Origin of the sequence: Saccharopolyspora indica (genome assembly GCF_027853965.1) — a bacterium.
GTDB lineage: Bacteria > Actinomycetota > Actinomycetes > Mycobacteriales > Pseudonocardiaceae > Saccharopolyspora > Saccharopolyspora indica.
The window spans coordinates 454,994-477,968 of record NZ_JAQGLB010000002.1; the positions used below are offsets into that span (position 1 = coordinate 454,994).

Annotated in this window: 24 protein-coding genes; 9 read left to right on the forward strand and 15 right to left on the reverse strand. The window is 72.7% G+C overall.

What is annotated here, in order from left to right:
* Positions 1 to 24: 24 nt before the first annotated feature.
* The gene (locus tag OU416_RS05990; RefSeq protein ID WP_270926082.1) at positions 25 to 651 is read left to right on the forward strand and encodes a precorrin-8X methylmutase; all 627 of its coding nucleotides are present in this window, start codon (positions 25 to 27) and stop codon (positions 649 to 651) included.
* Entirely contained in the window at positions 648 to 2,261 is a 1,614-nt protein-coding gene (locus OU416_RS05995) for a precorrin-2 C(20)-methyltransferase (RefSeq protein ID WP_270925801.1), read from the forward strand. The genes OU416_RS05990 and OU416_RS05995 overlap by 4 nt, the downstream gene beginning before the upstream one ends.
* Here the strand turns inward: OU416_RS05995 and OU416_RS06000 are convergent.
* Positions 2,249 to 2,989: a cobalt-precorrin-6A reductase gene (locus OU416_RS06000; RefSeq protein ID WP_270925802.1), complete on the reverse strand. Its 741-nt coding sequence runs from the start codon at positions 2,987 to 2,989 to the stop codon at positions 2,249 to 2,251. The genes OU416_RS05995 and OU416_RS06000 overlap by 13 nt on opposite strands.
* Positions 2,990 to 3,078: 89 nt before the next feature.
* Here OU416_RS06000 and OU416_RS06005 point away from each other — a divergent pair, with 89 nt between their 5' ends.
* Positions 3,079 to 4,170 carry a cobalt-precorrin-5B (C(1))-methyltransferase gene (locus tag OU416_RS06005; RefSeq protein ID WP_270925803.1) on the forward strand — a complete coding sequence of 364 codons (1,092 nt, stop codon included), beginning with the start codon at positions 3,079 to 3,081 and terminating at the stop codon, positions 4,168 to 4,170.
* A 187-nt stretch (positions 4,171 to 4,357) separates the two neighbouring features.
* Here OU416_RS06005 and cobM read toward each other — a convergent pair whose 3' ends face one another.
* The 8 genes from cobM to OU416_RS06045 all read right to left on the reverse strand — a co-directional run bounded on the left by cobM (position 4,358) and on the right by OU416_RS06045 (position 12,221).
* Positions 4,358 to 5,101, reverse strand: coding sequence for a precorrin-4 C(11)-methyltransferase (gene cobM, locus OU416_RS06010; protein WP_270925804.1), 744 nt, complete (start codon positions 5,099 to 5,101; stop codon positions 4,358 to 4,360).
* Positions 5,098 to 6,321, reverse strand: a complete 1,224-nt coding sequence (gene cbiE / locus OU416_RS06015; RefSeq protein ID WP_270925805.1) for a precorrin-6y C5,15-methyltransferase (decarboxylating) subunit CbiE — start codon at positions 6,319 to 6,321, stop codon at positions 5,098 to 5,100. Before cbiE ends, cobM begins: the two co-directional genes overlap by 4 nt.
* Before the next feature lie 24 nt (positions 6,322 to 6,345).
* Positions 6,346 to 6,747 (reverse strand): pyridoxamine 5'-phosphate oxidase family protein, encoded by a 402-nt coding sequence (locus OU416_RS06020; protein ID WP_270925806.1) that lies wholly within the window; start codon positions 6,745 to 6,747, stop codon positions 6,346 to 6,348.
* A gap of 11 nt (positions 6,748 to 6,758) precedes the next feature.
* Positions 6,759 to 8,282: a DEAD/DEAH box helicase gene (locus tag OU416_RS06025; protein WP_270925807.1), complete on the reverse strand. Its 1,524-nt coding sequence runs from the start codon at positions 8,280 to 8,282 to the stop codon at positions 6,759 to 6,761.
* 205 nt (positions 8,283 to 8,487) lie between these two features.
* Positions 8,488 to 9,453, reverse strand: a complete 966-nt coding sequence (locus OU416_RS06030) for a serine protein kinase RIO (protein WP_270925808.1) — start codon at positions 9,451 to 9,453, stop codon at positions 8,488 to 8,490.
* Positions 9,454 to 9,687: 234 nt separating this feature from the next.
* Positions 9,688 to 10,431: a peroxide stress protein YaaA gene (yaaA, locus tag OU416_RS06035; protein ID WP_270925809.1), complete on the reverse strand. Its 744-nt coding sequence runs from the start codon at positions 10,429 to 10,431 to the stop codon at positions 9,688 to 9,690.
* Between the two features lie 69 nt (positions 10,432 to 10,500).
* The gene (locus tag OU416_RS06040) at positions 10,501 to 11,796 is read right to left on the reverse strand and encodes a cytochrome P450 (protein WP_270925810.1); all 1,296 of its coding nucleotides are present in this window, start codon (positions 11,794 to 11,796) and stop codon (positions 10,501 to 10,503) included.
* 74 nt (positions 11,797 to 11,870) lie between these two features.
* Positions 11,871 to 12,221: a VOC family protein gene (locus OU416_RS06045; protein WP_270925811.1), complete on the reverse strand. Its 351-nt coding sequence runs from the start codon at positions 12,219 to 12,221 to the stop codon at positions 11,871 to 11,873.
* A gap of 121 nt (positions 12,222 to 12,342) precedes the next feature.
* Between OU416_RS06045 and OU416_RS06050 the strand changes: the two genes are divergently transcribed.
* The gene (locus OU416_RS06050; RefSeq protein WP_270925812.1) at positions 12,343 to 14,088 is read left to right on the forward strand and encodes a proline--tRNA ligase; all 1,746 of its coding nucleotides are present in this window, start codon (positions 12,343 to 12,345) and stop codon (positions 14,086 to 14,088) included.
* Between the two features lie 6 nt (positions 14,089 to 14,094).
* Here the strand turns inward: OU416_RS06050 and OU416_RS06055 are convergent, their stop codons facing one another.
* Positions 14,095 to 14,850, reverse strand: coding sequence for a helix-turn-helix transcriptional regulator (locus OU416_RS06055; RefSeq protein ID WP_270925813.1), 756 nt, complete (start codon positions 14,848 to 14,850; stop codon positions 14,095 to 14,097).
* Between the two features lie 85 nt (positions 14,851 to 14,935).
* Between OU416_RS06055 and OU416_RS06060 the strand changes: the two genes are divergently transcribed.
* Positions 14,936 to 15,304 (forward strand): DUF4345 family protein, encoded by a 369-nt coding sequence (locus OU416_RS06060; RefSeq protein WP_270925814.1) that lies wholly within the window; start codon positions 14,936 to 14,938, stop codon positions 15,302 to 15,304.
* Between the two features lie 2 nt (positions 15,305 to 15,306).
* Here OU416_RS06060 and OU416_RS06065 read toward each other — a convergent pair whose 3' ends face one another.
* From OU416_RS06065 to OU416_RS06075, 3 genes are all read right to left on the reverse strand, one after another.
* Positions 15,307 to 15,993, reverse strand: coding sequence for an HAD family hydrolase (locus tag OU416_RS06065; protein ID WP_270925815.1), 687 nt, complete (start codon positions 15,991 to 15,993; stop codon positions 15,307 to 15,309).
* A gap of 20 nt (positions 15,994 to 16,013) precedes the next feature.
* A complete protein-coding gene (locus tag OU416_RS06070; protein WP_372907141.1) occupies positions 16,014 to 17,297 on the reverse strand; it encodes an MFS transporter in 1,284 nt (427 codons plus the stop codon).
* Between the two features lie 238 nt (positions 17,298 to 17,535).
* A complete protein-coding gene (locus OU416_RS06075; RefSeq protein WP_270925817.1) occupies positions 17,536 to 17,946 on the reverse strand; it encodes a YjbQ family protein in 411 nt (136 codons plus the stop codon).
* Positions 17,947 to 18,041: 95 nt separating this feature from the next.
* Here OU416_RS06075 and OU416_RS06080 point away from each other — a divergent pair, with 95 nt between their 5' ends.
* Both OU416_RS06080 and OU416_RS06085 read left to right on the forward strand, forming a co-directional pair.
* Complete coding sequence (locus tag OU416_RS06080; RefSeq protein ID WP_270925818.1) at positions 18,042 to 19,091, forward strand: aminotransferase class V-fold PLP-dependent enzyme; 1,050 nt, start codon at positions 18,042 to 18,044, stop codon at positions 19,089 to 19,091.
* A gap of 55 nt (positions 19,092 to 19,146) precedes the next feature.
* Positions 19,147 to 20,055: a hypothetical protein gene (locus OU416_RS06085; protein ID WP_270925819.1), complete on the forward strand. Its 909-nt coding sequence runs from the start codon at positions 19,147 to 19,149 to the stop codon at positions 20,053 to 20,055.
* Between the two features lie 4 nt (positions 20,056 to 20,059).
* Here the strand turns inward: OU416_RS06085 and OU416_RS06090 are convergent, their stop codons facing one another.
* Together OU416_RS06090 and OU416_RS06095 are read right to left on the reverse strand one after the other, a co-directional pair.
* Entirely contained in the window at positions 20,060 to 20,506 is a 447-nt protein-coding gene (locus OU416_RS06090) for a ferritin-like domain-containing protein (RefSeq protein ID WP_270925820.1), read from the reverse strand.
* Positions 20,503 to 20,994, reverse strand: coding sequence for a ferritin family protein (locus tag OU416_RS06095; RefSeq protein ID WP_270925821.1), 492 nt, complete (start codon positions 20,992 to 20,994; stop codon positions 20,503 to 20,505). The genes OU416_RS06090 and OU416_RS06095 overlap by 4 nt, the downstream gene beginning before the upstream one ends.
* Before the next feature lie 246 nt (positions 20,995 to 21,240).
* On the opposite strand from OU416_RS06095, the gene rimP reads away from it, so the two are divergent.
* Together rimP and nusA are read left to right on the forward strand one after the other, a co-directional pair.
* On the forward strand, positions 21,241 to 21,798 hold the full coding sequence (gene rimP, locus OU416_RS06100) for a ribosome maturation factor RimP (RefSeq protein ID WP_270925822.1): 558 nt from the start codon (positions 21,241 to 21,243) through the stop codon (positions 21,796 to 21,798).
* Positions 21,795 to 22,847, forward strand: coding sequence for a transcription termination factor NusA (gene nusA, locus OU416_RS06105; RefSeq protein WP_270925823.1), 1,053 nt, complete (start codon positions 21,795 to 21,797; stop codon positions 22,845 to 22,847). Before rimP ends, nusA begins: the two co-directional genes overlap by 4 nt.
* Positions 22,848 to 22,975 lie beyond the last annotated feature (128 nt).

The window sequence follows — 22,975 nt, forward strand, 5'->3', positions numbered from 1 at the left end:
GACAACGCTGCCCGCTACCGCGGGGTGCCCGAATACGTCCGGGAAGGCGCGGAGATCTACCGCCGCTCCTTCGCCACGATCCGCGCGGAAGCCCGGCTGGACGGCCTGCCGCCGGAGGTCGCCGGCGTCGCGGTGCGGATGATCCACGCCTGCGGCATGGTCGACCTGGTCGACGACCTCGCGTTCTCCCCGGACGTGGTGATCAACGCGCGCGAGGCGCTGCACCGCGGTGCGCCGATCCTGTGCGACGCCGCGATGGTCGCCGCCGGAGTGACCCGGCGGCGCCTGCCCGCGGACAACCCGGTGATCTGCACCCTCTCCGACCAGCAGGTACCCGCGCTGGCCCGCGAGCTGGGCACGACGCGCAGCGCGGCGGCCCTGGAGCTGTGGCGCGACCGGCTGGCCGGTTCCGTGGTCGCGGTCGGCAACGCGCCGACGGCGCTGTTCCGTCTGCTGGAGATGATCGAGGACGGCGCTCCGAAGCCCGCAGCGGTGCTGGGCCTGCCCGTCGGCTTCATCGGCGCGGCGGAGTCGAAGGACGCGCTGGCCGCGCACCCGAGCGGCCTGGAGCACCTGGTGGTGCGCGGTCGCCGCGGCGGCAGCGCCATGGCGGTGGCCGCCATCAACGCGATCGCGAGCGAGGAAGAGTGAGCAGCAACGGCACGCTCTACGGCGTGGGCCTCGGTCCCGGCGACCCGGAACTGGTGACGGTCAAGGCCGCCCGGCTGATCGAGCGGGCCGAGGTGATCGCCTACCACAGCGCCCGCCACGGCCGGAGCGTCGCGCGATCCATCGCCGAGCCCTACCTGCGGCCGGAGCAGATCGAGGAAGCCCTGGTCTACCCGGTGACCACCGAGACCACCGACCACCCGGGCGGCTACCAGGGCGCCATCGACGAGTTCTACGCGGAGGCCGCGGCCAGGCTCGCCGCGCACCTCTCCGCCGGGCGCGACGTCGTCCTGCTCGCCGAGGGAGATCCGCTCTTCTACGGCTCCTACATGCACATGCACAAGCGGTTGTCGGGCCGCTTCCGCGCCGAGGTGATCCCCGGCATCACCTCGATCAGCGGCGCTTCGGCGGCGTTGGGGCGGCCGCTGGCCGAGCGCGACGAGACCTTCACCGTGCTGCCCGGCACGCTCCCGCCGGACGTCCTCGCGGAGCGGCTCGCCGCCACCGACGCGGCGGCGGTGCTCAAGCTGGGCCGGACCTTCGACGGCGTGCGGGAGGCGTTCGAGAAGGCGGGCCGCCTCGACGAGGCCTGGTACGTCGAGCGCGCCACCACCGACCGCCAGCGCCACCTGCCGCTGGCCGACGTCGACCCGGACACCGTCCCGTACTTCTCCCTGGCCCTCCTCCCCGGCCCGGCCAACGCCGCGGGGCCCGCGTCAATTTCGTACGAAATTGCGCAGGCCCCTCTCCCGACCGCCACCTCCAACGTGGCGCTGTCGCGCCGCAGTCGTGCAGACCCGGGTGACGGTCAATTTCGTACGAAATTGACGCCCGGCGCCGAAGGCGCAGGTCGGGGTGAGGTCGTGGTGGTCGGGCTCGGGCCTGGTGGGCGCGAGTGGGTGACGCCGGAAGTGCAGGCGGCGCTCGCCGCGGCCGACGACCTGGTCGGTTACACCACGTACCTCGCGCGGGTTCCGGACAACCCGCGGCAGCGCAAGCACGCGTCGGACAACCGCGTCGAGGCCGAGCGCGCGGAGTTCGCGCTGGAGCTGGCGCGGCGCGGTTCGAAGGTCGCCGTGGTCTCGTCCGGGGATCCCGGTGTGTTCGCGATGGCCAGCGCGGTGCTGGAGGTCGCGGCGGAGCGCTCGGACGTACCGGTGCGGGTGCTGCCCGGGATGACCGCGGCGCAGGCGGTGGCCAGCCGCGTCGGCGCGCCGCTGGGCCACGACTTCTGCGTGCTGTCGCTGTCCGACCGGCTCAAGCCGTGGGAGGTGATCGTCGAGCGCCTGCGGGCCGCCGCGGCGGCCGACCTGGTGATGGCGATCTACAACCCGGCCTCGCGCAGCCGGACCTGGCAGGTCGCGGCCGCGCGCGATGCCGTCCTGGAGCACCGGTCGCCGGACACGCCGGTGGTCGTCGGGCGGGACGTCGGCGGGCCGGAGGAGAGCATCAAGGTGGTGCGCCTGGCCGATCTGGACCAGTCCGATGTGGACATGCGGTGCCTGCTGCTGATCGGGTCCTCGACCACGCGGATCACCGCGGGCCCCGACGGCCGCGAGGTCGTGTTCACCCCGAGGCGCTACCCGGCGTGATCGACGGCATCGAGCCAGGCCACGGCCTGCTCGACGGTCCCGGCCGACGGCACGTCGGGCCGGGGCGGGCGCTGCACCATCACCACCGGCAGCCCGAGCGCGCGGGCCGCGGTGAGCTTCGCGCTGGTCATCGAACCGCCGCTGTTCTTGCTGACCAGCACCTCGACGCGGTGCTCCCGCAGCAGCGCGAGCTCGTCGTCGACGGTGAACGGCCCGCGCGCGAGCAGCACGGTCGTGCGCGGGGGCAGCGGTGGTTCGGGCGGGTCGACGGTCCGGACCAGGAACCGGAGGTCGAGTCCGGCGAAGTGGGCGAGGCCCTGCCTGCCGGTGGTGAGGAAGATCCGCTCGCCCAGCTCCGGCAGCAGCGCGGCGGCCGCGGCCATCGAGGGCACCGGCCGCCAGTCGTCGCCTGGCTCCGGCTCCCAGGCGGGGCGGCGCAGCACCAGCAGCGGGCACCCCGCGCGCTGCGCCGCCGCGACGGCGTTGTCGCTGATCGTCCGGGCGAACGGGTGGGTGGCGTCCACGACCGCGCCGACGCGCTCGCGCCGGAGCCAGTCGGCCAGCCCGTCCGGCCCGCCGAACCCGCCGACGCGCACGTCACCGGGCGGCAGCTGCGGCTCCCGGACCCGCCCGGCCAGGGACGATGTCACGTGCAGGTCGGGCCGCTCGTGGAGCAGCCCGGCGAGCGCCCGGGCTTCACCGGTGCCGCCGAGGATGAGCACGCGCATGTGGAACATTCTTCCAGGGAGGTCCGTGAGCGCTTTGGGGCGCTATAACGCCCCGGAACGCGCACGGGAGTACTAGTTCGGAGACGGCGATGAGCGGACGAGCGGAGGGATCGGGCCTCCGGTACGGCTGGACGACGGGGGCCTGCGCCACCGCGTCCACGGCCGCCGCCTACACGGCGCTGCTGACCGGGGAGTTCCCGGACCCGGTCGAGATCGTGCTGCCGAAGGGCCACCGCCCGGCCTTCGCGCTCGCCCGCGAGCGGCTCGGTGACGGCTTCGCCACGGCGGGCGTGGTCAAGGACGCCGGCGATGATCCCGACGTGACGCACGGCGCGCTCGTGTCGGTGACGGTCCGGCCGGCCGAACCCGGCGCAGGAGTGGTCTTCCGCGCCGGTGACGGCGTGGGCACCGTCACCAAGCCGGGGCTGCCGCTGCCGGTCGGCGAACCGGCGATCAACCCCGTGCCGCGGCAGCTGATGCGCGAGGTCGTCGCGCGGGTGGCCGCGCGGCACGGCGGCAGCGGCGACGTCATCGTCGAGGTGTCCGTGGACGGCGGCGCGGAACTGGCCCGGCGCACCTGGAACCCGCGGCTGGGAATCCTGGGTGGACTGTCCATCTTGGGCACCACCGGTGTCGTCGTGCCGTACTCCTGCTCGGCGTGGATCGACAGCATCCGGCGCGGGGTGGACGTGGCGCGCGCGGCGGGCCTGGAGCACGTCGCAGGCTGCACCGGCAGCACCTCGGAGAAGGTCGCCGCCAAGCTCTACGACCTGCCCGGCGAAGCGCTGCTGGACATGGGCGACTTCGCCGGCGCGGTGCTGAAGTACCTGCGCAGGCACCCGGTCCCGCGGCTCACGGTGGCCGGTGGCATCGGCAAGATCTCCAAGCTCGCCGACGGCCACCTGGACCTGCACTCCAAGCGCTCCCAGGTCGACTTCGCCAAGCTCGCCGCGATCGTCGGCGAAGCGGGCGGCGGCCCCGACCTGATCACCAGGATCCGCGGGGCCAACACCGCGCTCGAAGCGCTGCACCTGTGCACCGACGCGAACATCCCGCTCGGCGACCTCATCGCGCACCGGGCCCGGCAGTTCAGCCTCGAAACCCTCCGCGGCGCCCCGATCGAGGTCGACGTCGTGGTCATCGACCGAGCGGGCACCATCGTCGGCCGGAGCCCGGTCTGACCCGCCCGGCTCCGCCGCCAACCTTCAGCCCCGACGCGACTTCAGTGGAAATCAGGTCCCCGATTTCAATGGAAGTTGCGCGCCGTCGTCGGTGTGTCGGGCACCCGGCACACCGACGACGGCGCGTCGGGTTTTGCGCGATTTCAATGGAAATCAGACGGCAAATTTCCGTTGAAATCGCGCCCGGTCAGTCGCGGCAGCGGTTGGTGGAGTAGAGGTGGCTGTCCGGGAACTCCGATGCGGTCAGGACTTCGCCCACCACGACGACCGCCGTCCGGACGATGCCCGCCGCCCGCACCTGCGCGGCGATGTCGGAAAGCGTTGCGCGGAGCACGAGTTCGTCCGCGCGGCTCGCGTTGGCCACCACGGCCACCGGGCAGTCCGCGCCGTAGTTGGGCACGAGCTCCTCGACGAGCTCCTCGATCCGGTTGACCGCGAGGTGCAGGACCATCGTCGCGCGGCTCCGGCCGAGCGTGGCCAGGTTCTCGTGCTCCGGCATGGGCGTCGCGCGCGCGGACGTGCGGGTGAGCACCACGGTCTGGCCGACGCCGGGAACGGTGAACTCGCGGTTCAGCGCCGCAGCCGCGGCGGCGAAGGCCGGGACGCCCGGCACCACCTCGTACGGGATCCCGGCGGCGTCCAGGCGGCGCATCTGCTCGGCGACGGCGCTGAACACCGACGGATCCCCGGAGTGCAGCCGCGCCACGTCGAGCCCGGCTTCGTGCGCGGCGAGCATCTCGGCGAGGATGTCGTCCAGCGTCAGCTTCGCGGTGTCCACGAGCTTCGCCTCCGGAGGGCAGTGCTCGAGCAGCTCGGTCGGCACCAGGCTGCCCGCGTACAAGCACACCGGCGAGGCGGCGATGACATCGCGGCCCCGCACGGTGATCAGGTCCGCGGCACCAGGCCCGGCTCCCACGAAACGAACTGTCATCGCTTGCCCACCACCCACTGCGTCACCGGCATCGCGGGCCGCCAGCCGGTGAAACCACCGATCGGCGCCGCGCGCTCCACCGAGATCCGGACCAGTTCGCCGCCGATGCGGCGGTACCAGTCGGCCACCAGAGCCTCCAATTCCAGCGTGACCGCGTTGACCACCAGGCGCCCGCCCGGGCGCAACGCGGCCCAGCACGATTCCAGCGCACCCGGCGCGGTTCCCCCGCCGCCGACGAAGATCGCATCCGGTGCGTCCAGCCTGTCCAGCGCGTGCGGCACCGCTCCGGTGATCACCTGGATTCCGGGAACGCCCAGCGCTTTCGCGTTCGCCGCGATGCGCTGCGCCCGGTCCTCGCGGTGCTCGATCGCGATCGCCCGGCAGGACGGATCGCTGCGCATCCACTCGATCGCGATGCTACCGGCCCCCGCGCCGACGTCCCACAACAGCTGCCTGGGGCACGGAGCCAGCCGGGCGAGCGTGATCGCCCGCACGTCGCGCTTGGTGAGCTGCCCGTCGTGCTCGAAGGCGTCGTCCGGCAGTCCCGGCGTGATGGGCAGGGTTCTCGCGTCGGGGGCCGCTCGGCACTCGATCGCGATCACGTTCAGCGAATCCGCGGACTGCGCCCAGCTGTCGGCGGTGGCGGTGATGCACTGCTCCTGCTCGCTGCCGAGCTCCGAGAGCACGGTCATGCTGCTGGGGCCGAAACCGCGCTCTCGCAGCAGCGCGGCCACGGCGTCCGGGGTGCTTCCGTCGGAGCTGAGGACCAGCAACCGGTTTCCCGGCTGGACGCGGGGGTGCAGCAGCTCCACCGGCCTGCCGACCAGGCTCACGACCGCGGTCTCCTGCACCGGCCAGCCCATCCGCGCGCAGGCCAGCGACAGCGACGACGGGTGCGCGATGATCCGCACCCGCTCCGGTCCGAGCAGTTTCACCAGGGTGGCGCCGATCCCGTAGAACATCGGATCGCCGCTGGCCAGCACGCAGATCGACCGGCCGGCGTGCTCGGCGAGCAGACCGGGCAGCGCCGGCAGCAGCGGAGTGGGCCAGGCCACCCGCCGCCCGGTGGCCGCGGGCACCAGATCGAGCTGGCGCGAGCTGCCGAACAGCACCTCGGCGGAGTTCACGACGGTCTGGGCGTGCCGGGACAGGCCCGCCGCACCGTCGGCCCCGATGCCGACGACGTGGACCGGTTCCGGCACTTCCTGGTGGACGCTCACCGCACCACCTCACCACGGTCCCGGTCAGACGTTGCCGAGGACCTTCGTCACGGAGATCTCGATCACCACGCGGGACGGGTTGGCGCGGGGCCTCTTGTAGCGCTGCTCGTACCGGCGCTCGGCATCGGCCACCGCCTCCGGGTCGTCGCGCACCACGGCCACTCCTTGCAGGGTGGACCACCGCCGCCCGTCGACCTGGCAGACCGCGACCTGCGCGCCACCGGGCCCGGCGGCGCGGATCTGCCGCGCCTTGTACGACGTTCCGGAGGAGATCACCCGCGCGGTCGCCGCCCCGACGTCGAGCGTCACCCCGACCGGAACCACGTGCGGCGTGCCGTCGAGGCGCACCGTCGTCAACGTGCTCAAGTGGCGTTCCTGCCAGAACCGCAGGAATTCCTCGCTCGCGTTCTCCAGCCGTCGGCCCACCGGGTTCCTCCTCACGCCTGCCGGGCGCCGCCGCGGTTGCCGCGCCGGGCACCGCGCCCGGACGGTGCCTGCCCGCGGCGGTTGCCGTTGTCCGAGCGACGGCCGTCCTCGTGAGCGCGCTCGGTGGGGCGGCGTCGCCGGTTGGGCTCGTTGGACGTGCGCTCCGGCCGCTTGGCGTTGCGCGGGTTCGCGCCGCGGCCGCGCGGGGTGTCGCGCTGCGGCTTCGGGGTGACGAGCGAGACACCGCTGGGTTCGCGGGCCCCGGTGACGCGGGCCAGTTCCGCGTCTTCGGGGCGGACGGTCGTGGTCTTCGCCTTCACACCGGCCTGCGCGGCCATGGTGCGGAAGGCTTCCCGCTGGTCGTCGGTGACCAGGGTGACCACCGTGCCCGTCGCTCCCGCGCGCGCCGTGCGACCGGCGCGGTGCAGGTAGTCCTTGGGGTCGGCCGGGGGCTCGACGTGCACGACGAGGCTCACGTCGTCCACGTGGATGCCGCGGGCCGCGACGTTGGTCGCCACCAGCGTCGAGGTCTCACCGCTGCGGAACTCCTCGAGGATGCGCGTCCGGGCGTTCTGGGCCTTGCCGCCGTGCAGCGCACCCGCGGGAACTCCGGCCGCCCGCAGCTTCTTGGCCATCCGGTCGGCGTGGTGCTTGGTGCGCACGAACATGATCGTGCGGCCCTCGCGAGCGCCGATGCGCGCGAGCACGTCCTGCTTGTCGGTCGCCGACACCAGGAACTGGTGGTGCTCCATGCTGTCGACGCTGGCCGCGGGCGGCGCCAGCGAGTGCACCACCGGCTCGGTCATGTAGCGGTCGACGAGCTTGTCGACGTCGCCGTCCAGGGTGGCGGAGAACAGCAGCCGCTGACCGTCCGCCGGGACCAGGTCGAGCAGTTCGCGGACCTGCGGCAGGAAGCCCATGTCGGCCATCTGGTCGGCCTCGTCGAGCGCGGTGCGCTCCACCTCGGACAGCACGCAGGTGCCCTGGCGGACGTGGTCGGCGAGCCGGCCCGGCGTCGCGACCAGCACGTCCACGCCGCGCCGCAGCGTGTCCACCTGGCGGTTGAACGAGGTGCCGCCGACGACCTCGCGGACGTAGAGCCCGAGAGCCTTGGCCAGCGGCTTCAGCGAATCGGTCACCTGGGTGGCCAGTTCGCGGGTCGGGACCAGCACGAGACCGCGCGGGTGCATCGGCCGGGCGTTGCCCTGCTGCATCGCCAGCAGCGGCAGGCCGAAGGCCAGCGTCTTGCCGGACCCGGTCTGACCGCGCCCGAGCACGTCCCGGCCGGTCAGCGCGTCGGGGATGGTGGCGGCCTGGATCGGGAAGGCCTCGGCCATCCCGTTGTCGGCCAGCGCGCGCACCAGCCGGGCGGGCAGCCCGAGGTCGGCGAACGGCGCCGGGTCGACGGCGGTCACGCCGACCTCGTCGAACAGGCTGCGCTTCTTCGGCTGCTGCTGCGGTTTGCCGCCCTGCGGCCGGCGGCGGCGCGGCCGGCGGGGCGAGCGTGCGGACGTGTTGGACGAGCTTGAAGGCACGAAGAACTCCCGGAAGTGGCACGTCGCGGGGAGGCTTCGCGGATGTCCGCGGGCGATCACGAGGACGAGCCCGGCGCGTCGGCGCCGATAGGTGGTCAAAGGGTGTCGCAGCGGACACTGGCCGGTGATCCCGGCTCTGGCTGCTTCGAGTCTAGCCGATCGGCCCGGCTGCCGGAGTCAGGCGTCCGGGCCGATCGGCGCTGGGTCACCAGCGCAGATTTCCCGCTGTGGCAAGGCGTTCGGCGAGCAGATCGGGGTCGGTGCGGGCCTCGTCGGCGCCGCGTGAGCGGAACCACCCGGCGATGTTGTGTGCGTCACGTCGCAGGTAGTCCAAGCCGAGCGGGTTGGCCGCCAGGTCGACCGCCTGCGGCAGGTCGATCAGCATCAGCCGCCCGTCGTGCACCAGGACGTTGTACGCGGACAGGTCGCCGTGCGTGAAGCCGTGCTCGGCGAGCGCGACCAGCGCTTCGACCAGCTGCGACCAGAGCTCGTCGAGCTCGTCGGCATCGGGGCGCAGCGCGGCCAGCCGCGGCGCGGCCGTGCCGTCGGGGGTGCCGATGAACTCCAGCAGCACCTCGGTCCCGACGCGCTGAACCGGGTAAGGCACCGGCGCACCGGCCAGCCACAGCGCGGAAAGCACGCGGAACTCCGCGACCGCCCACTGCTGGGCGATCATGCCGCGCCCGAACGAGGTGCGGTGCTCGATCGCCCGCATCTCGCGGGACTTGCGCAGCCGCCTGCCCTCCAGGTACCCGGCGTCGCGGTGGAACATCCGGTGGTCGGTGTCGCGGTACCGCTTCGCGGCCAGCAGGCAGGAACCGGCGCCGGGCACCGACCGCCGCAGCAGGTGGACGTCGGCCTCCTTGCCGGTCTTGAGCACGCCGAGCTCGTGGTCGAGCGCGGCCAGTTCGGTCACCAGCCAGGACGGGTGCGGTTGCGGCCCGCGTTCCCCGGTGTCCCAGGTGGACCAGCGGTCGGCGCCGCCGGGCAGCGGCTGCGGTTCGGGTTCGTCGCGCAGCGCGGCGAGCCGGTCGCGCTCTTCTTCGGTGAGCCGGCCGCGGCGGATCGGCTCGTCGTCGAAGCGCTGCCGCTTGGTGGTTTTCGGCTTGCGCGCCTTGGACTTCTTGGTGTTGCGGAAGAGACCGTGGTCGTACTGCTCGTACGAGGACAAGGTGGAGTGCTCCTTCAGAGCGGAGTCCTCCGCCCGAGCACCGAGCTCAGCGCGAACGTGGCGGAGGAGAAGGGATTCGGGTCCATCCGTGCGCGAAACGAGCGCGCACAACAGTCGCAACGGCGACCATGGCGAACCTCCCTTCCTCGCGGTGCTTCCAGCGCGCAACCAGCTTCGCCGATCACCACCGGTGTCGGCAACTGGTTTTTGACCTGCGGTTTCGCTGCGGAGGAGTCAGCCGTGCACGACGACGCAGAGCTTGCGGTCGGCTTCGCGTTCGACCTGCAGGCCCGCGTCGCGGGCCACGTCGAGGACGTCCTCGACCGACTCCGGCTCCTCCGGCGACCGGGTGAGCGCTCGCGCCAGCTTCCCCTTGTGCGCCTTGTTGTGGTGGCTGACCACCTTGCGCTTGCCCGTCGCGTCCTCGGAGAGCACGCGGACTTCCACGGCCCCCGGAACCTTCGCCAGCGCGGCGTAAGCGCCGGAGCGCAGGTCGACGACGAGGTCGTCGGCCGCGGCCAGGACGGGCTCCAGGACCGGCCGCCACACGCTGCGCAACGTGCCCAGGCCGGGCAGCGCGCAGCCCCCGGAGAGCCGGTAGGCGGGAATCGCGTCCGTGCCGTGCACGATGCCGAACAGCGCCGACGCCACCGCCAGCCGCGAATCGGCCTGCTTGCGCTCCACCGCGGACAGCGATCGCAGGTCGAGGGCGTCGTAGAGCACGCCGGTGTAGCGCTCCAGCGCCGGAGCGGTGGGCGAGTCCCAGAGCTCGGCGTTGCGCTGGACCTCCTCGGCCTGCCGCTCGGACAATCCCAGGACGTCCAGGCTCGCGGGCACGTCACCGGCCAAAGTGGACAGTGCGTCGGCGAGCCGCTGCCGGGTGCCGTTCAGCTCCGAGTGCGAGAACCCGTCCAGGTCCAGCGGTGCACCGGACCCACCGGCCGACTTGGTCTCCGAAGGAGGCAGCAGAACCAACACCCGACCAGGGTAAGCACCACCTCCCGGCAGTCCTCGCCGAGCGGCCCCGGAGGGAGCCGGGCGTCACACCTACCGCCGGGCGGGGGAGCGGCCGCCGGAGGCCACCGGCAGGGCGGAGAGGCCGTGGATTATCGAGGTCGGGCGGCGGGTTGCCGCTCCTGCCCGGTGGAGGTGGGGCAGGCGGGTCGCCAGGGCTCGGAAGGCGACTTCGGCTTCCATCCGGGCCAGCGGCGCTCCGAGGCAGTAGTGCACGCCGGAGGAGAAGGCCAGGTGGTCGGCGCGGTCCGGGCGGCCGATGTCGAACCGCTCCGGGTCCGGGTGCACCGCCGGGTCGCGGCCCGCCGAGGCCAGCAGGGCCAGCACCGGCGTGTCCGCGGCCAGCCGGCGGCCGGCCAGTTCCAGCGGTTCGTGCGCGATGCGCATGGTCATCTGCACCGGCGGGTCCCAGCGCAGCGTCTCCTCGACCACGGCGGGCGCCAGGTCCGGGTCCGCGCGCAGCCGGGCCCACTGGTCCGGGTGCCGCAGCAGCGCGAGGGTGCCGTTGCCGATCAGGTTCACCGTCGTCTCGAAACCGGCCACCAGCAGCAGGTCGCACAGCTGCACCAGTTCGGTGCCGGTGATCTTCTCCTCGTCGAGCGCCGCGACCAGGTCGCTGACGACGTCGTCGCCGGGATCGGCCCGGCGCTGCTCGACCAGCCGGTCGAAGATCCCGTCGAGCTCGGCGAACGACTCGCGCATCTGCCGCAGGTGGCGGGCCGAGCGGATCCCGTCCAGCGCACCGGCCAGCACCTTGCCGTGGTGCGCCAGCCGTTCGGCGTCCATCGGCGGGAGCCCCAGCAGCTCGCAGATCACCCGGATCGGCAGCGGTCCGGCGAAGTCGCGGACCAGGTCGAACTCGCCGTCCACCCGGTCCAGCAGGTCGTCGGCGATCTGCTCGATGCGCTCCCGGTAGGTCTCCAGGCGGCGGGGCCGGAAGGCCGGGGCGGCGAGCTTGCGCAGCCGCGAGTGCTCCGGCGGATCCAGCTCCAGCAGCGAGAGCTGGAGCTCGACGGCCGCGGCCGTGGGGTCGCCGTAAGAACCGTCGCTGGTGCGCACGCCGAAGCGCCGGTCGCGCAGGATCTCGTCGCACAGCTGGTGCGTCGTGGCGACCAGCGCGCCCAGCTTGCTGCGCACCAGCGGGCCGCGTTCGCGCAGCTGCCGGTACACCGGGTAGGGGTCGTCCCGCCACGGCGCGTGCAGCAGGCGCGCGACGGGATCACCGCGCTTGGCGAAGAACCAGGTCAGCGCCCCTTGGGCGAACAACCGGGCGCCGAGACCGAGCTCGGCGAGCCGGCCCTGGCCGTCGCGGGCTGGCGAAGTGGACATCGAACCCCCTCGGCGATGCGTGCCTGACATCGAGGGAACCGCAGGACGCCCGACCCGGCAATGGGCCGATCGGTTCAGTGCTCGGAGCCCACGCAGAACTCGTTGCCCTCCGGGTCGGCCAGCACCGTCCACGTGAAGCCCTGCATCGAGTTCTCGGCCAGTTCGGTGGCTCCGAGCTCGACGAGCCTGCGCACTTCGGCCTTCCGGTCGGTGGTGTCGAGGTCCAGGTGGGCGCGGTTCTTCCCGGCGCGCGGCTCGGGCACGCGCTGCAGTGCGACCCGGACACCGCCCTCGCGGTTCGCCGCGAGCATCACGAATTCGTCGGACTCGTAGGCGACTGAGGCGTCCAGCGCCTGCGTCCAGAACTCCGCGAGGGTCCGCGGCGAGGCGCAGTCGATGGTCACCATGACGATGTCGAGGTTCATGGCCGCACGCTAGCGACGACGACCGACAGCGGCCCGCCGAGCGGTAATCCGCTGGTGGTGACCCCGGGGGCACTCGCTACCCTGCCGGTGACGAATCAGCCCGGACGAGGAGCCAGTAGCCGTGATCACGAGGATGTCGACGTTGTTCCTGCGTACCCTGCGCGAGGATCCGGCCGACGCCGAGGTGCCGAGCCACAAGCTGCTCGTCCGCGCCGGCTACGTCCGCCGCATCGCGCCCGGCATCTACTCCTGGCTGCCCCTCGGGCTGCGGGTGCTGCGCAAGATCGAAGAGGTCGTGCGCCAGGAGATGGACGGCATCGGCGGCCAGGAGATCCACCTGCCCGCGCTGCTGCCCAAGGAGCCCTACGACGCGACCAACCGGTGGACCGAGTACGGCCCCACCATGTTCCGGTTGAAGGACCGCAAGGGCTCCGAGTACGCGCTCGGCCCGACCCACGAGGAGCTGTTCGCGCTCACGGTCAAGGGCGAGTACAGCTCCTACAAGGACTACCCGGTCGTGCTGTACCAGATCCAGACCAAGTACCGGGACGAGGAGCGGCCCCGCGCGGGCATCCTGCGCGGGCGCGAGTTCGTCATGAAGGACTCCTACTCCTTCGACCTCGACGACGAGGGCCTGACCTCGGCCTACCAGCTGCACCGCGACGCCTACACCCGGATCTTCGACCGGCTCGGGCTGAACTACGTGATCGTCTCGGCCACCTCCGGTGCGATGGGCGGCTCGGCCTCCGAGGAGTTCCTGGCCGAGTGCGAGACCGGTGAGGACACCTTCGTGCGCAGCACGGAGTCCGGCTTCGCCGCCAACGTCGAAGCCGTGGTCACCCCGGCGCCGCCCGCCGAGCCGGTCGAGGACAAGCCCGCCGCGGCGGTCCACCACACGCCGAGCACGCCGACCATCGAGACGCTGGTCGACTTCCTCAACGCCAACACCGACCGGAAGTTCACCGCGGCCGACACCCTCAAGAACGTGCTGGTCAAGACCCGCCAGCCCGGTGCGCAGGAGTGGGAGCTGCTGGCCATCGGGCTGCCCGGCGACCGCGAGGTCGACATGAAGCGGCTCGAGGCGTCGCTGGAGCCCGCCGAGGTGGCGCTGCTGGAGGAGTCCGACTTCACCGCCAACCCGTTCCTGGTCAAGGGCTACATCGGCCCGAAGGCGCTGCAGGACAACGGGGTCCGCTACCTGGTCGACCCGCGGGTGGTCACCGGCACCGCGTGGGTCACCGGCGCGGACCAGGCCGACCACCACGTGCTGGACCTGGTGTGCGGCCGGGACTTCACCCCGGACGGCACCATCGAGGCCGCCGAGGTCCGCGAGGGCGACCCGTCGCCGGACGGCAAGGGCACCCTGGTCGCCGCGCGCGGCATCGAGATCGGCCACATCTTCCAGCTCGGCCGCAAGTACGCCGACGCGTTCGGGCTGGACGCGCTGGGCCAGGACGGCAAGCCGAAGCGGATCACCATGGGCTCCTACGGCGTCGGCGTGTCCCGCCTGGTCGCGGTGATCGCCGAGCAGAGCCACGACGAGCAGGGCCTGGTCTGGCCGCGCGAGGTGGCGCCCGCCGACGTGCACGTGGTCATCGCGGGCAAGGACGACAGCGTCCGGGAGCGCGGCGAGGCCATCGCCGCCGAGCTCGACGCGGCAGGCGTGCAGGTGGTCCTGGACGACCGGACGGTGTCGCCGGGCGTGAAGTTCGCCGACTCCGAGCTGCTGGGCGTGCCGACGATCCTGGTGGTCGGCAAGGGCCTGACCCGCGGTGTCGTCGAGGTCCGCGACCGGCGCTCCGGCGACCGCGCGGAGATCGAGGTCGACAGCGCGGTCGAGCACGTCATCGACGTGGTGCGCGGCTGACGCGATTCACCTGGCGAAGCCCCCGGAGACCGGTTCTCCGGGGGCTTCGCGCTGCCACACGCGGACGTCGAGCGGGACGGCGAGCAGCTGGCTCGGGGCGAGCCCGAACATCGCGCGGAACACCGAGCTGAAGTGCGACGGGCTCGCGAAACCGGCGGCGGCCGCGGCCCCGGTCAGGTCGGCGCCGTCGGCGATGCGCGCGGCGGCCACCAGCATCCGCGCCCACAGCCGGAAGCGGCGCAGCGTGGTCCCGGTGTCCCGCTTGAACAGCCGGAGGAAGTGCGCGGGCGACAGGTGGACCTCGGCGGCCAGGCGAGCGGCGGAGAGGTCCGGCTCCGCGCTCAGCATCGCGACCGCGGCCACGATGCGCTCGTCCCGCCGCACCCGGACGTCGCCGGTCGCGCGCTCCACCCAGCGCCGCAGGGCGGCGGGCTCGGCCAGCGAACCGGCCAGCTCCGCCAGCTCCCGCTCGTGCCGGTGCCCGGTGCGGATCCCCGCACCCGGCCGCAGGACGGCCAGGCAGGCCCGCTCCTGCGGTGATCCCGGTTCGAGGAAGTAGCAGGCCAGGCGGCCGGTCGGGGTGACCCGGCAGGTCAGCCGCGGCGGGATGAAAACGCTGCGGTGGTGCGCCACGCGGTCGCCGACCGCCACCCGCAGCGGCCCGTCGATGCCGATCACCAGGCAGGACGCCGCTCCGGTGTGCTCGTCGAGCCGCAGCGACGGCCCGCAGTAGAGCGCTTCGCCCGGCAGCAGCCACACCACGCCGCGCTCAGCAGAGCACGTTTCTGGAAGCGCCCCGGCCACCGGCTCCCGCATCGTTGTCGGCGATCTCGTTGGGAGGGACGAAGTGGACGCAGCATTCCTGGTCATCGTGACCACCTTCTTCGCCGGACTGGGCCTGTTCGGGCTGATCGCCCCGGCCGCGCTCCTGCAGCCGTTCGCGATCGACGTCAGCGCACCGGAAAGCCGCTCCGAGGTGCGCGCCGTCTACGGCGGCTTCGGCATCGCCATCGCCGCCGTGCTGGTGGTGGCCGTGCTGGACGTCGCCGGCATGCGCCGCGGCATCGCGATCGCCGTCGCCGCGGCGCTGCTCGGGATGGCCGCGGGGCGGGTGGTGTCCAGGCTGGCCGACCGCCGCACCCGGTTCTACCCGGTCTGGTTCTACTTCTGGGTCGAACTCGCCGGTGCCGGGATGCTGGTGGCCGCCGCCTGGTGAGCTCAAGACAGGGCGGCGAGCACGGAACCGGTGTCGGACAGGTCGGGCAGGACGGCGTGGGCGCCCGCGGCGCGGAGCTCGGCTTCGGTGCTGCTGCCGGTGGCCACGCCGACCGCCACGGCACCGAAGCGCAGCGCACCCGCGACGTCGTGCGGGGTGTCGCCCACGACGACCACCGAGTCGGGGACGATCGCCGCGCCCGCTCGGTCCGCGGCCTTGGCCACGGAGTCCGCGATCAGGTCGTGGCGGTGCACCGACCCGGCGCCGAAGCCGCCGATCTCGAAGTCGACGTGGTGGTGCAGGTCGAAGGATTCGAGCTTGTGGAAGGCCACCTCGGCGAGGTTGCCGGTCACCAGGGTCTGCACGAACCCGGGCTCCAGCGACAGCGCCTTCAGCGCCTGCGCGGCCCCGGGCAGCGCACTGCCGCGCTGCGCCAGCTCATCGCGGGTTTCGGCGACGGCGCTGGTCAGCGCGGTGAACATGGCCGCGATCGTGGCCTCGTCGGCGGCGACGCCGTGGTTCTCCAGGACGTCGGTGGTGATCGCCAGCTCGGTGCGCCCGGCGGTGTCGGGCATCTGCTGCAGCGCGCGGCCGGTGACCGCCGCCAGCGCTCGGCGGTACCAGCGGGGGCCGAAGCCCCGGGCGTCGATGAGGGTCAGGTCGATGTCCCACAGCACGAGTCGCGTCACCAGACCATCGTGCCAGCCGCTCAGGACGTCAGTTCGCGGCGAGCGGTTTCCGGGACCACCGCCATGCCGACCACGGTCAGCGCCAGGCAGCAGATCAGCATGACGACCACCGGCACCGGCGACTGCGTGGCCCGCAGCAGCGCGGTACCCGCCAGCGGCGCCGCCGCTCCGGCCAGCACGGTCGCCGCCTGGTATCCCAGCGAGACGCCGGAATACCGCACCGAAGTGCCGAAGAGCTCGGCGTAGAAGGCGGATTGCGCGCCGGTCAGCGTTCCGTGCAGCAGCAGGCCGATCGCCACCGCGAGGAACACCAGCACCGAGTGGTGGCCGGCGACCAGCGGGAAGAACACGAGTGTCCACAGTGCACACGCCAGCGCCGCGCCGATCGCCACCGGGCGGCGTCCCAGCCGGTCCGACAGCGCGCCCCCGGCCAGCATCGCCAGCGCCTGCACGAGCGATCCGGCGGTGACCGCGGCGGTCGTGACCGCGGTGGGCAACCCGATGCTGCCCGCGTACACCAGCAGGAAGATGGTGAACACGTAGAACGCCGCGTTCTCCCCGACGCGCGCGGCGAAGGCCGCGAACACCTCGCGCGGATACCGCCGCAACGCCTCCAGCACCGGTGCCCGCGCCTCGCGGCGCTGGTCGGCGACGGCCCGGAACAGCGGCGACTCGGCGACCCGCAGGCGGACCCACAGGCCGACGACGACCAGCAGGATCGAAGCCAGGAACGGGATCCGCCAGCCCCACGCGGAGTACTGCGCGGCCGTGGTGCTCGCGGCGACCGCCGCGAGGGAGGCGGTGGCCAGCAGGTTCCCCAGCGGCCCGCCGGTCTGCGGCCACGCGGTCCAGAACCCGCGCCGCTCCCGCGGACCGTGCTCGGCCACCAGCAGCACGGCACCGCCGAACTCGCCGCCGAGGGCGAAGCCCTGCACCAGCCGCAGCGCCGTCAGCAGCAGCGGCGCGGCGATCCCGATCTGCTCGTAGCCCGGCAGCAGGCCGATCAGCACCGACGCCGACCCCATCAGCACCAGGCTGATCACCAGCAGCCGCTTGCGCCCGACCCGGTCGCCGAAGTGCCCGAACACCAGCCCGCCCAGCGGCCGGGCGGCGAACCCGACGGCGTAGGTCACCAGCGCCAGCAGCACGCCCAGCAGCCCATCGGTGCGCGGGAAGAAGACCGGCCCGAACACGGTCGCCGCCGCCGCGCCGTAGAGGAAGAAGTCGTAGAACTCGACCGTCGTCCCGACCACGCCCGCGGACACCACGCGGCCGAGCCGCCGCCCGCTCACCCCTGTCGTCACCACGAACGCAAAGAGTGCGCGCGCGAACGCGCACCGCGCAAGATCCCGCTGCTCCCGACCCGCACCACCCGAACCGGCGCAGGTCCCCCGAAAGCGTCAACCGTGCCCCTCGCGCGGCAACGAGCACGCCGCCACCTGCGGAAAGGCCGTCCGCACGAGGGCCGGGCGTCAATTTCGCACGAAATTGACCATCACCCGGGTGACGGTCAATTTCGTACGAAATTGACGCGGGGGCGGGTCAGCCGGGGAGGAAGGTCAGGCGGACCCGGCGGACCGGGTTGTCCACGTTGGTGTCCACCAGGCACACCGACTGCCAGGTGCCCAGCGCCATCCGGCCGCCCAGGACCGGGATCGAGGCGTACGGCGGGACGATCGCGGGCAGCACGTGGTCGCGGCCGTGCCCGCGCGAGCCGTGCCGGTGGCGCCAGCGGTCGTCCTTGGGCAGCAGTTCGCGCAGCGCCGCGAGCAGGTCGTCGTCGCTGCCCGCGCCGGTCTCGATGATCGCCAGGCCTGCGGTCGCGTGCGGCACCCAGACGTTGAGCAGGCCGTCCACGGCCGACACCGAGCGCAGGAACCGCTCGCACTCGTCGCCCAGGTCGTGGACGACCTCGACGGACCCGGTGCGGACCTCGATCTCCTCGCTGCGCATGGTTCCCACGGTATTACGCGCCCGCTCCCGGCAGCGCGCGGATTCCGGTGCGCGAGCCGTTCCGGAACCGGTGGGTCCGGTGCGAGGATGCGGAGATGCGAGAGGCATTCGGAGCCGAGTTCGACGTCCCGGACGGTTATCTCAACACCGCCAGCATCGGCATCCCGCCCGCCGCGGTGGCCCGCGCGGTCGCCGAGTCGGTGCGCCGGTGGGGGAGCGGGCTGGACCGGCCCGGTGACTTCGATCCCGCCGTGGCCACCGCCCGCGCCGCCTTCGCCCGGCTGATCGGCACCACCGCGGACCGGGTGGCCATCGGCACCACCGCGTCCCAGCTCATCGGGCTCGTCGCGGCGAGCCTGCCGGAGGGCGCGCGGGTGCTGGTCGCCGAGGGCGACTTCACCAGCGTGCTCTTCCCGTTCGCAGCGCAGCAGGACCGCGGCGTGCAGGTGACCGCGGTGCCGCTGGAGGAGATCACCGCGCACGCCGCCGACCACGACGTGGTCGCGGTCAGCGTGGTGCAGTCCAGCGACGGCCGCATCGTCGACCTGGACGCGCTGCGGCAGATCGCCGGGACGGGATCGACGCGGGTGCTGCTCGACGCCACGCAGGCGGTCGGCTGGCTGCCGCTTCGGCTCGGCTGGGCGGACTGGGTGGTCAGCTCGGCGTACAAGTGGCTGATGTCGCCGCGCGGCACGGCCTGGCTCGCGATCCACCCGGATGCACCGGAGATCCGCCCCAGCAGCGCGAACTGGTACGCGGCGGAGGACCCGTGGACGTCGACCTACGGACTGCCGCTGCGGCTGGCCGGCGACGCCCGCGCGCTCGACCTCTCGCCGACCTGGTTCTCCCACGTCGGCGCGGCCGTGGCGCTGGACTGGCTGGCCGGGCTGGACATGGCGGCGGTGGCCGCGCACTGCACCGGCCTGGCCGACGAGTTCCTGGCCGCGCTGGGCCTGCCACCGGCCGGTTCGCCGATCGTCTCGGTGCAGGCCCCGGACGCTGTGGCCAAGCTCACCGAGGCCGGTGTCTCCTGCGCGGTGCGCGCCGGCCGCGCACGCCTGGCGTTCCACCTGTACAACACCCGCGCGGACGTCGAGCTGGCCGCGCGGGCGCTGGGAGGAACGTCCGGGGTGTCCGTCTCGTAATCCGCAACCGCTACCGTAGGTCTCCGTGCCCGACCGAAGAGGTGCACCCGAGGACATGACGGGTGAACAAGCCGACACGCAGCGCGAAACCGCTCCGCTCCGCCGCGACAACTCGCGGATACAGCCGGATCGGGCACCGGTCGACCCCGGACCCGGGCAGAGCACCCGGCCGGTCTTCCCGCCCCCGCAGCGCCCCGTGCACCAGCAGACCAACCCGCCGGTGCACCAGCCGACGAATCCGCCGGTGCACCCGCAGACCAACCCGCCCGGGTACCCGCAGGCGAACCAGTTACCGCCGCAGCCGACCAACCCCCCGGTGCGCCCGACGGCCAACCCGGCGACCAGCAGGCAGCCGATGCCCGAGCCGCCGCCCGAACCGTCGCAGCGCAAGGTCACACCGATGGGCTGGGCGCTGCGCGGCGCCGGGCTGTTCGCCATCTCCGTGGTGTCCGGGCTGATCTGGCTGGCGGTGAAGCCGGACGCGCCCGAGCCGGAGGAGGCGCCGCCGCTGGCGACGAAGTACGCCTTCCAGCCGATCCGCCGCGAAGAGGGCTTCCGCGGCTGCCAGAACGTCTCGGACTACAAGATCCAGGAGTTCTTCCGCAAGGAGGAGTGCGAGCACCTCACCCGCGCTCTCTACGACACCACCCTGGAAGACGGCTCCCGCGTGCTGACCTCGGTCGTCACCGTGCTGATGCCGAATGCGGAAAGCGCGCAGAACCTCGACGACCTGACCACCAAGGACAACACCGGCAACATCCGGGACCTGGTCGACGACGGCATCCAGAACACCCAGGACCTGCCCAAGCTCGCCGACAAGGCCTACGCCTCGGACCAACAGGACCGCCTCGTGGTGATCAGCGATTCCGCGTACTACGACAAGAAGACGCTGAACAAGGACCCGATCCTGCTCGACGTCTCACGCGAAGCGCTCAAGCTCGGTTGGCCGCAGGACAAGGGCTGACCGGTCAGGCCTGACCGGGGAAGGCCTGCGCCGCGGGCTGCTGGCCGACGGTGAGCCGCCACCGGGTGGCGCGGGTCGCCGAGGTGGTCAGCCCGTCCAGCGCGGTGCCGCGCAACCCGGGGTCCTCGGTGTTCTCCAGCACCGATCGCCAGCCGACCTGGCAGTCGCCCTCGGCCTTGATCAGCAGGCCGATCGCGGAATCCTGGTCGCTCACCTGCTCGCCGACGTCGTAGGCGGGCTGCGCCGACGGCGGGATCTGCCCCGCGCCGCGGATCACCTTCTCCGCCGTGTCGCGCAGCCTCCGGTGCTGCTCCTGCGCGTCGCCGATCGCGCTGCGCACGCGGCTCTCGCCGACGTACGCGCTGGCCAGGCCGTAGACCCACAGCGCAGCGTGCTCCGCGCTGAGCGCGCTGCGCAGCGCCGTGCCCTCCGCGTCCGAGAGTTCGGTCACCTCAGCACCTCCAGCAGACTCGCGCAGCTCGCCGAGATCGATCCCACCAGCCCCGCCCGGTAGTCCGGCAGCGCGGGCACGAGCCCCGCCGCCTGGTCCCGGCCGACGTTCAGGGCCTCGACCAGCGCCTTCGACGCCGCGCTCGCCGATCCCGGCGCCTGCTGCGGCGGTGCGTCCGGCACCGACGGCGGGTCCTCGGGGTCGCGCGGGCTCAGGCGGTCGATCTCCTGCTGCAGGGCGTTCGCGTGCGTGCTGCGCGCCGTGGCGATCTCGTTGGCGACGTCGGCCAGCTTCGCGTGCGCCTGCGCCACCGCTTCGGCCAGCCGGGCGTCGGACTTCGCGGCGTTCGCCAGTGCCAGCAGCTGGTCCGGCTCGTCGGGCGCGGAGCTGCACGCGGTGCTCAGCGCCGCCACGACCGGGGTCGCCGCGATCAACCGCAGGACGCTTCGCCTGCCCAGCACCGACCGGGCTCGCGAGGGGGATTCCACGTCGACCTATCCTGCCAGGCGACCAGGTCGACCGGCGTCCGGGCACCGGCCGGGGCCTGATCCACTCGGTCCCGGCACGATCCGCCGATCGTAGGGATCCCACGGCGCGCTCGGGTGCCGAGGGACGCGATACCCTGGGCGACCGCGACCGGCACGTGCAGCACTGGTCGCCGACCGCGCGCGCCGTCCGGCGCCGCGCCACCGCCAGGTCTGAACAGACCGCGATTGAAACTTGGGAGTGCCAACGTGTCCAGCCCGCCGCGTGGTGAGATCACCGCGCAGCTGGAGCCCGTCGTAGCCGAGGCCGTGGCTCGGACGGGCTTCGACCTGGAGGAGCTCGGCGTGCAGCAGGCCGGCCGCCGCCGCCTGGTCAAGGTCGTCATCGACTCCGACGAAGGAGTCGGGCTCGACGACATCTCCGAGATCAGCCGGGAGGTGTCGAAGGTGCTGGACGAGCACGAGCACGTCCTGGCCGGCTCCTACACGCTCGAAGTCACCTCGCCGGGCGTGGACCGGCCGCTGACCCGGCCGCGGCACTGGCGCCGGGCCCGCTACCGCCTGGTCAAGGTCCGCCTGGCCGACGGCGAGCAGCTGGTGGCCCGCGCCGGGGAAGCCGATGATGACGGTGTCACCGTGCTGGTCGGCGGTGACCTGCGCAGGCTGTCCTACCGCGACGTGGAGCGCGCGGTGGTCGAGGTGGAATTCCAGCAGCCACCGGCGGAGGATCTGGTCAAGCTGGAGCGGGCTGCGGGCGGCGTCTCCCAGGCGGGGGACGACCGGGAAGACACGGAGGAGTCGAGGTGAACGTCGACATCGCGGCGCTGCGTGCGATCGAACGCGACAAGGACATCCCGTTCGAGACGGTCCTTGAAGCGATCGAATCGGCACTGCTCACCGCATACCGCCACACCGAGGGGCACCAGCCGCACGCCCGGGTGGAGGTGGACCGCAAGACCGGCGTCGTGCGAGTCCTCGCGCACACCTTGGCCGCCGACGGCAGCGTGCAGGAGGAGTGGGACGACACCCCGGAGGGCTTCGGGCGGATCGCGGCGACCACCGCGCGGCAGGTCATCCTGCAGCGGCTGCGCGACGCGGAGCACGAGCGCACCTTCGGCGAGTTCGCCACCAAGGAGGGCGAGATCCTCGGCGGTGTCATCCAGCGCGACGCGCGGGCGAACTCGCGCGGCATGGTCGTCGTGCAGGTCGGCGACAGCGAGGGCGTGATCCCGGCCGCCGAGCAGGTGCCCGGGGAGAACTACGAGCACGGCACCCGCATCAAGTGCTACGTCTACGGCGTCTCGCGCAGCGCGCGGGGCCCGCAGATCTCGCTGTCGCGGACGCACCCGAACCTGGTCCGGCGGCTGTTCGCGCTGGAGGTCCCGGAGATCGCCGACGGCACCGTGGAGATCCCCGCGGTGGCCCGCGAGGCCGGGCACCGCTCCAAGATCGCGGTGCGCTCGACCGTCCCCGGCGTCAACGCGAAGGGCGCCTGCATCGGCCCGATGGGCGCGCGGGTGCGCAACGTCATGAGCGAGCTGGGCGGCGAGAAGATCGACATCATCGACTACTCCGACGACCCGGCGACCTTCGTCGGCAACGCCCTGTCGCCGGCCAAGGTAGTCTCGGTGGAGGTCGTCGACGAACGCACCAAGACCGCGCGGGTGGTCGTGCCGGACTTCCAGCTCTCGCTGGCGATCGGCAAGGAAGGCCAGAACGCCCGGTTGGCGGCGCGGCTGACCGGCTGGCGCATCGACATCCGCAGCGATGCGGATCCGAGCACGAGCCCGAGCAGCGCCCCGGAGGCTCTGGACCCCGCGGTGGACGGAGTGCAGACCGCGGGTTCGGCCGAGTAACGTCGTCGGGTTAGAATCGATGGCAGGCTGACGCGAGGGGAGCAACAATCCGCACACGTGTGTCCGGCGAGCACGACGAGAGTCGTGGGCCGGTGCGTACTTGCGTGGGATGTCGCACCCGGACGTCG

Bases quoted from the DNA above. Each gene is read 5' to 3' on its own strand.
- OU416_RS06000 (WP_270925802.1), bottom strand. From the start codon at position 2,989: ATGCGCGTGCTCATCCTCGGCGGCACCGGTGAAGCCCGGGCGCTCGCC.
- OU416_RS06005 (WP_270925803.1), top strand. From the start codon at position 3,079: ATGAGCGGACGAGCGGAGGGATCGGGCCTCCGGTACGGCTGGACGACG.
- cobM (WP_270925804.1), bottom strand. From the start codon at position 5,101: ATGACAGTTCGTTTCGTGGGAGCCGGGCCTGGTGCCGCGGACCTGATC.
- OU416_RS06040 (WP_270925810.1), bottom strand. From the start codon at position 11,796: ATGTCCACTTCGCCAGCCCGCGACGGCCAGGGCCGGCTCGCCGAGCTC.
- OU416_RS06045 (WP_270925811.1), bottom strand. From the start codon at position 12,221: ATGAACCTCGACATCGTCATGGTGACCATCGACTGCGCCTCGCCGCGG.
- OU416_RS06075 (WP_270925817.1), bottom strand. From the start codon at position 17,946: ATGCGCAGCGAGGAGATCGAGGTCCGCACCGGGTCCGTCGAGGTCGTC.
- OU416_RS06080 (WP_270925818.1), top strand. From the start codon at position 18,042: ATGCGAGAGGCATTCGGAGCCGAGTTCGACGTCCCGGACGGTTATCTC.
- OU416_RS06085 (WP_270925819.1), top strand. From the start codon at position 19,147: ATGACGGGTGAACAAGCCGACACGCAGCGCGAAACCGCTCCGCTCCGC.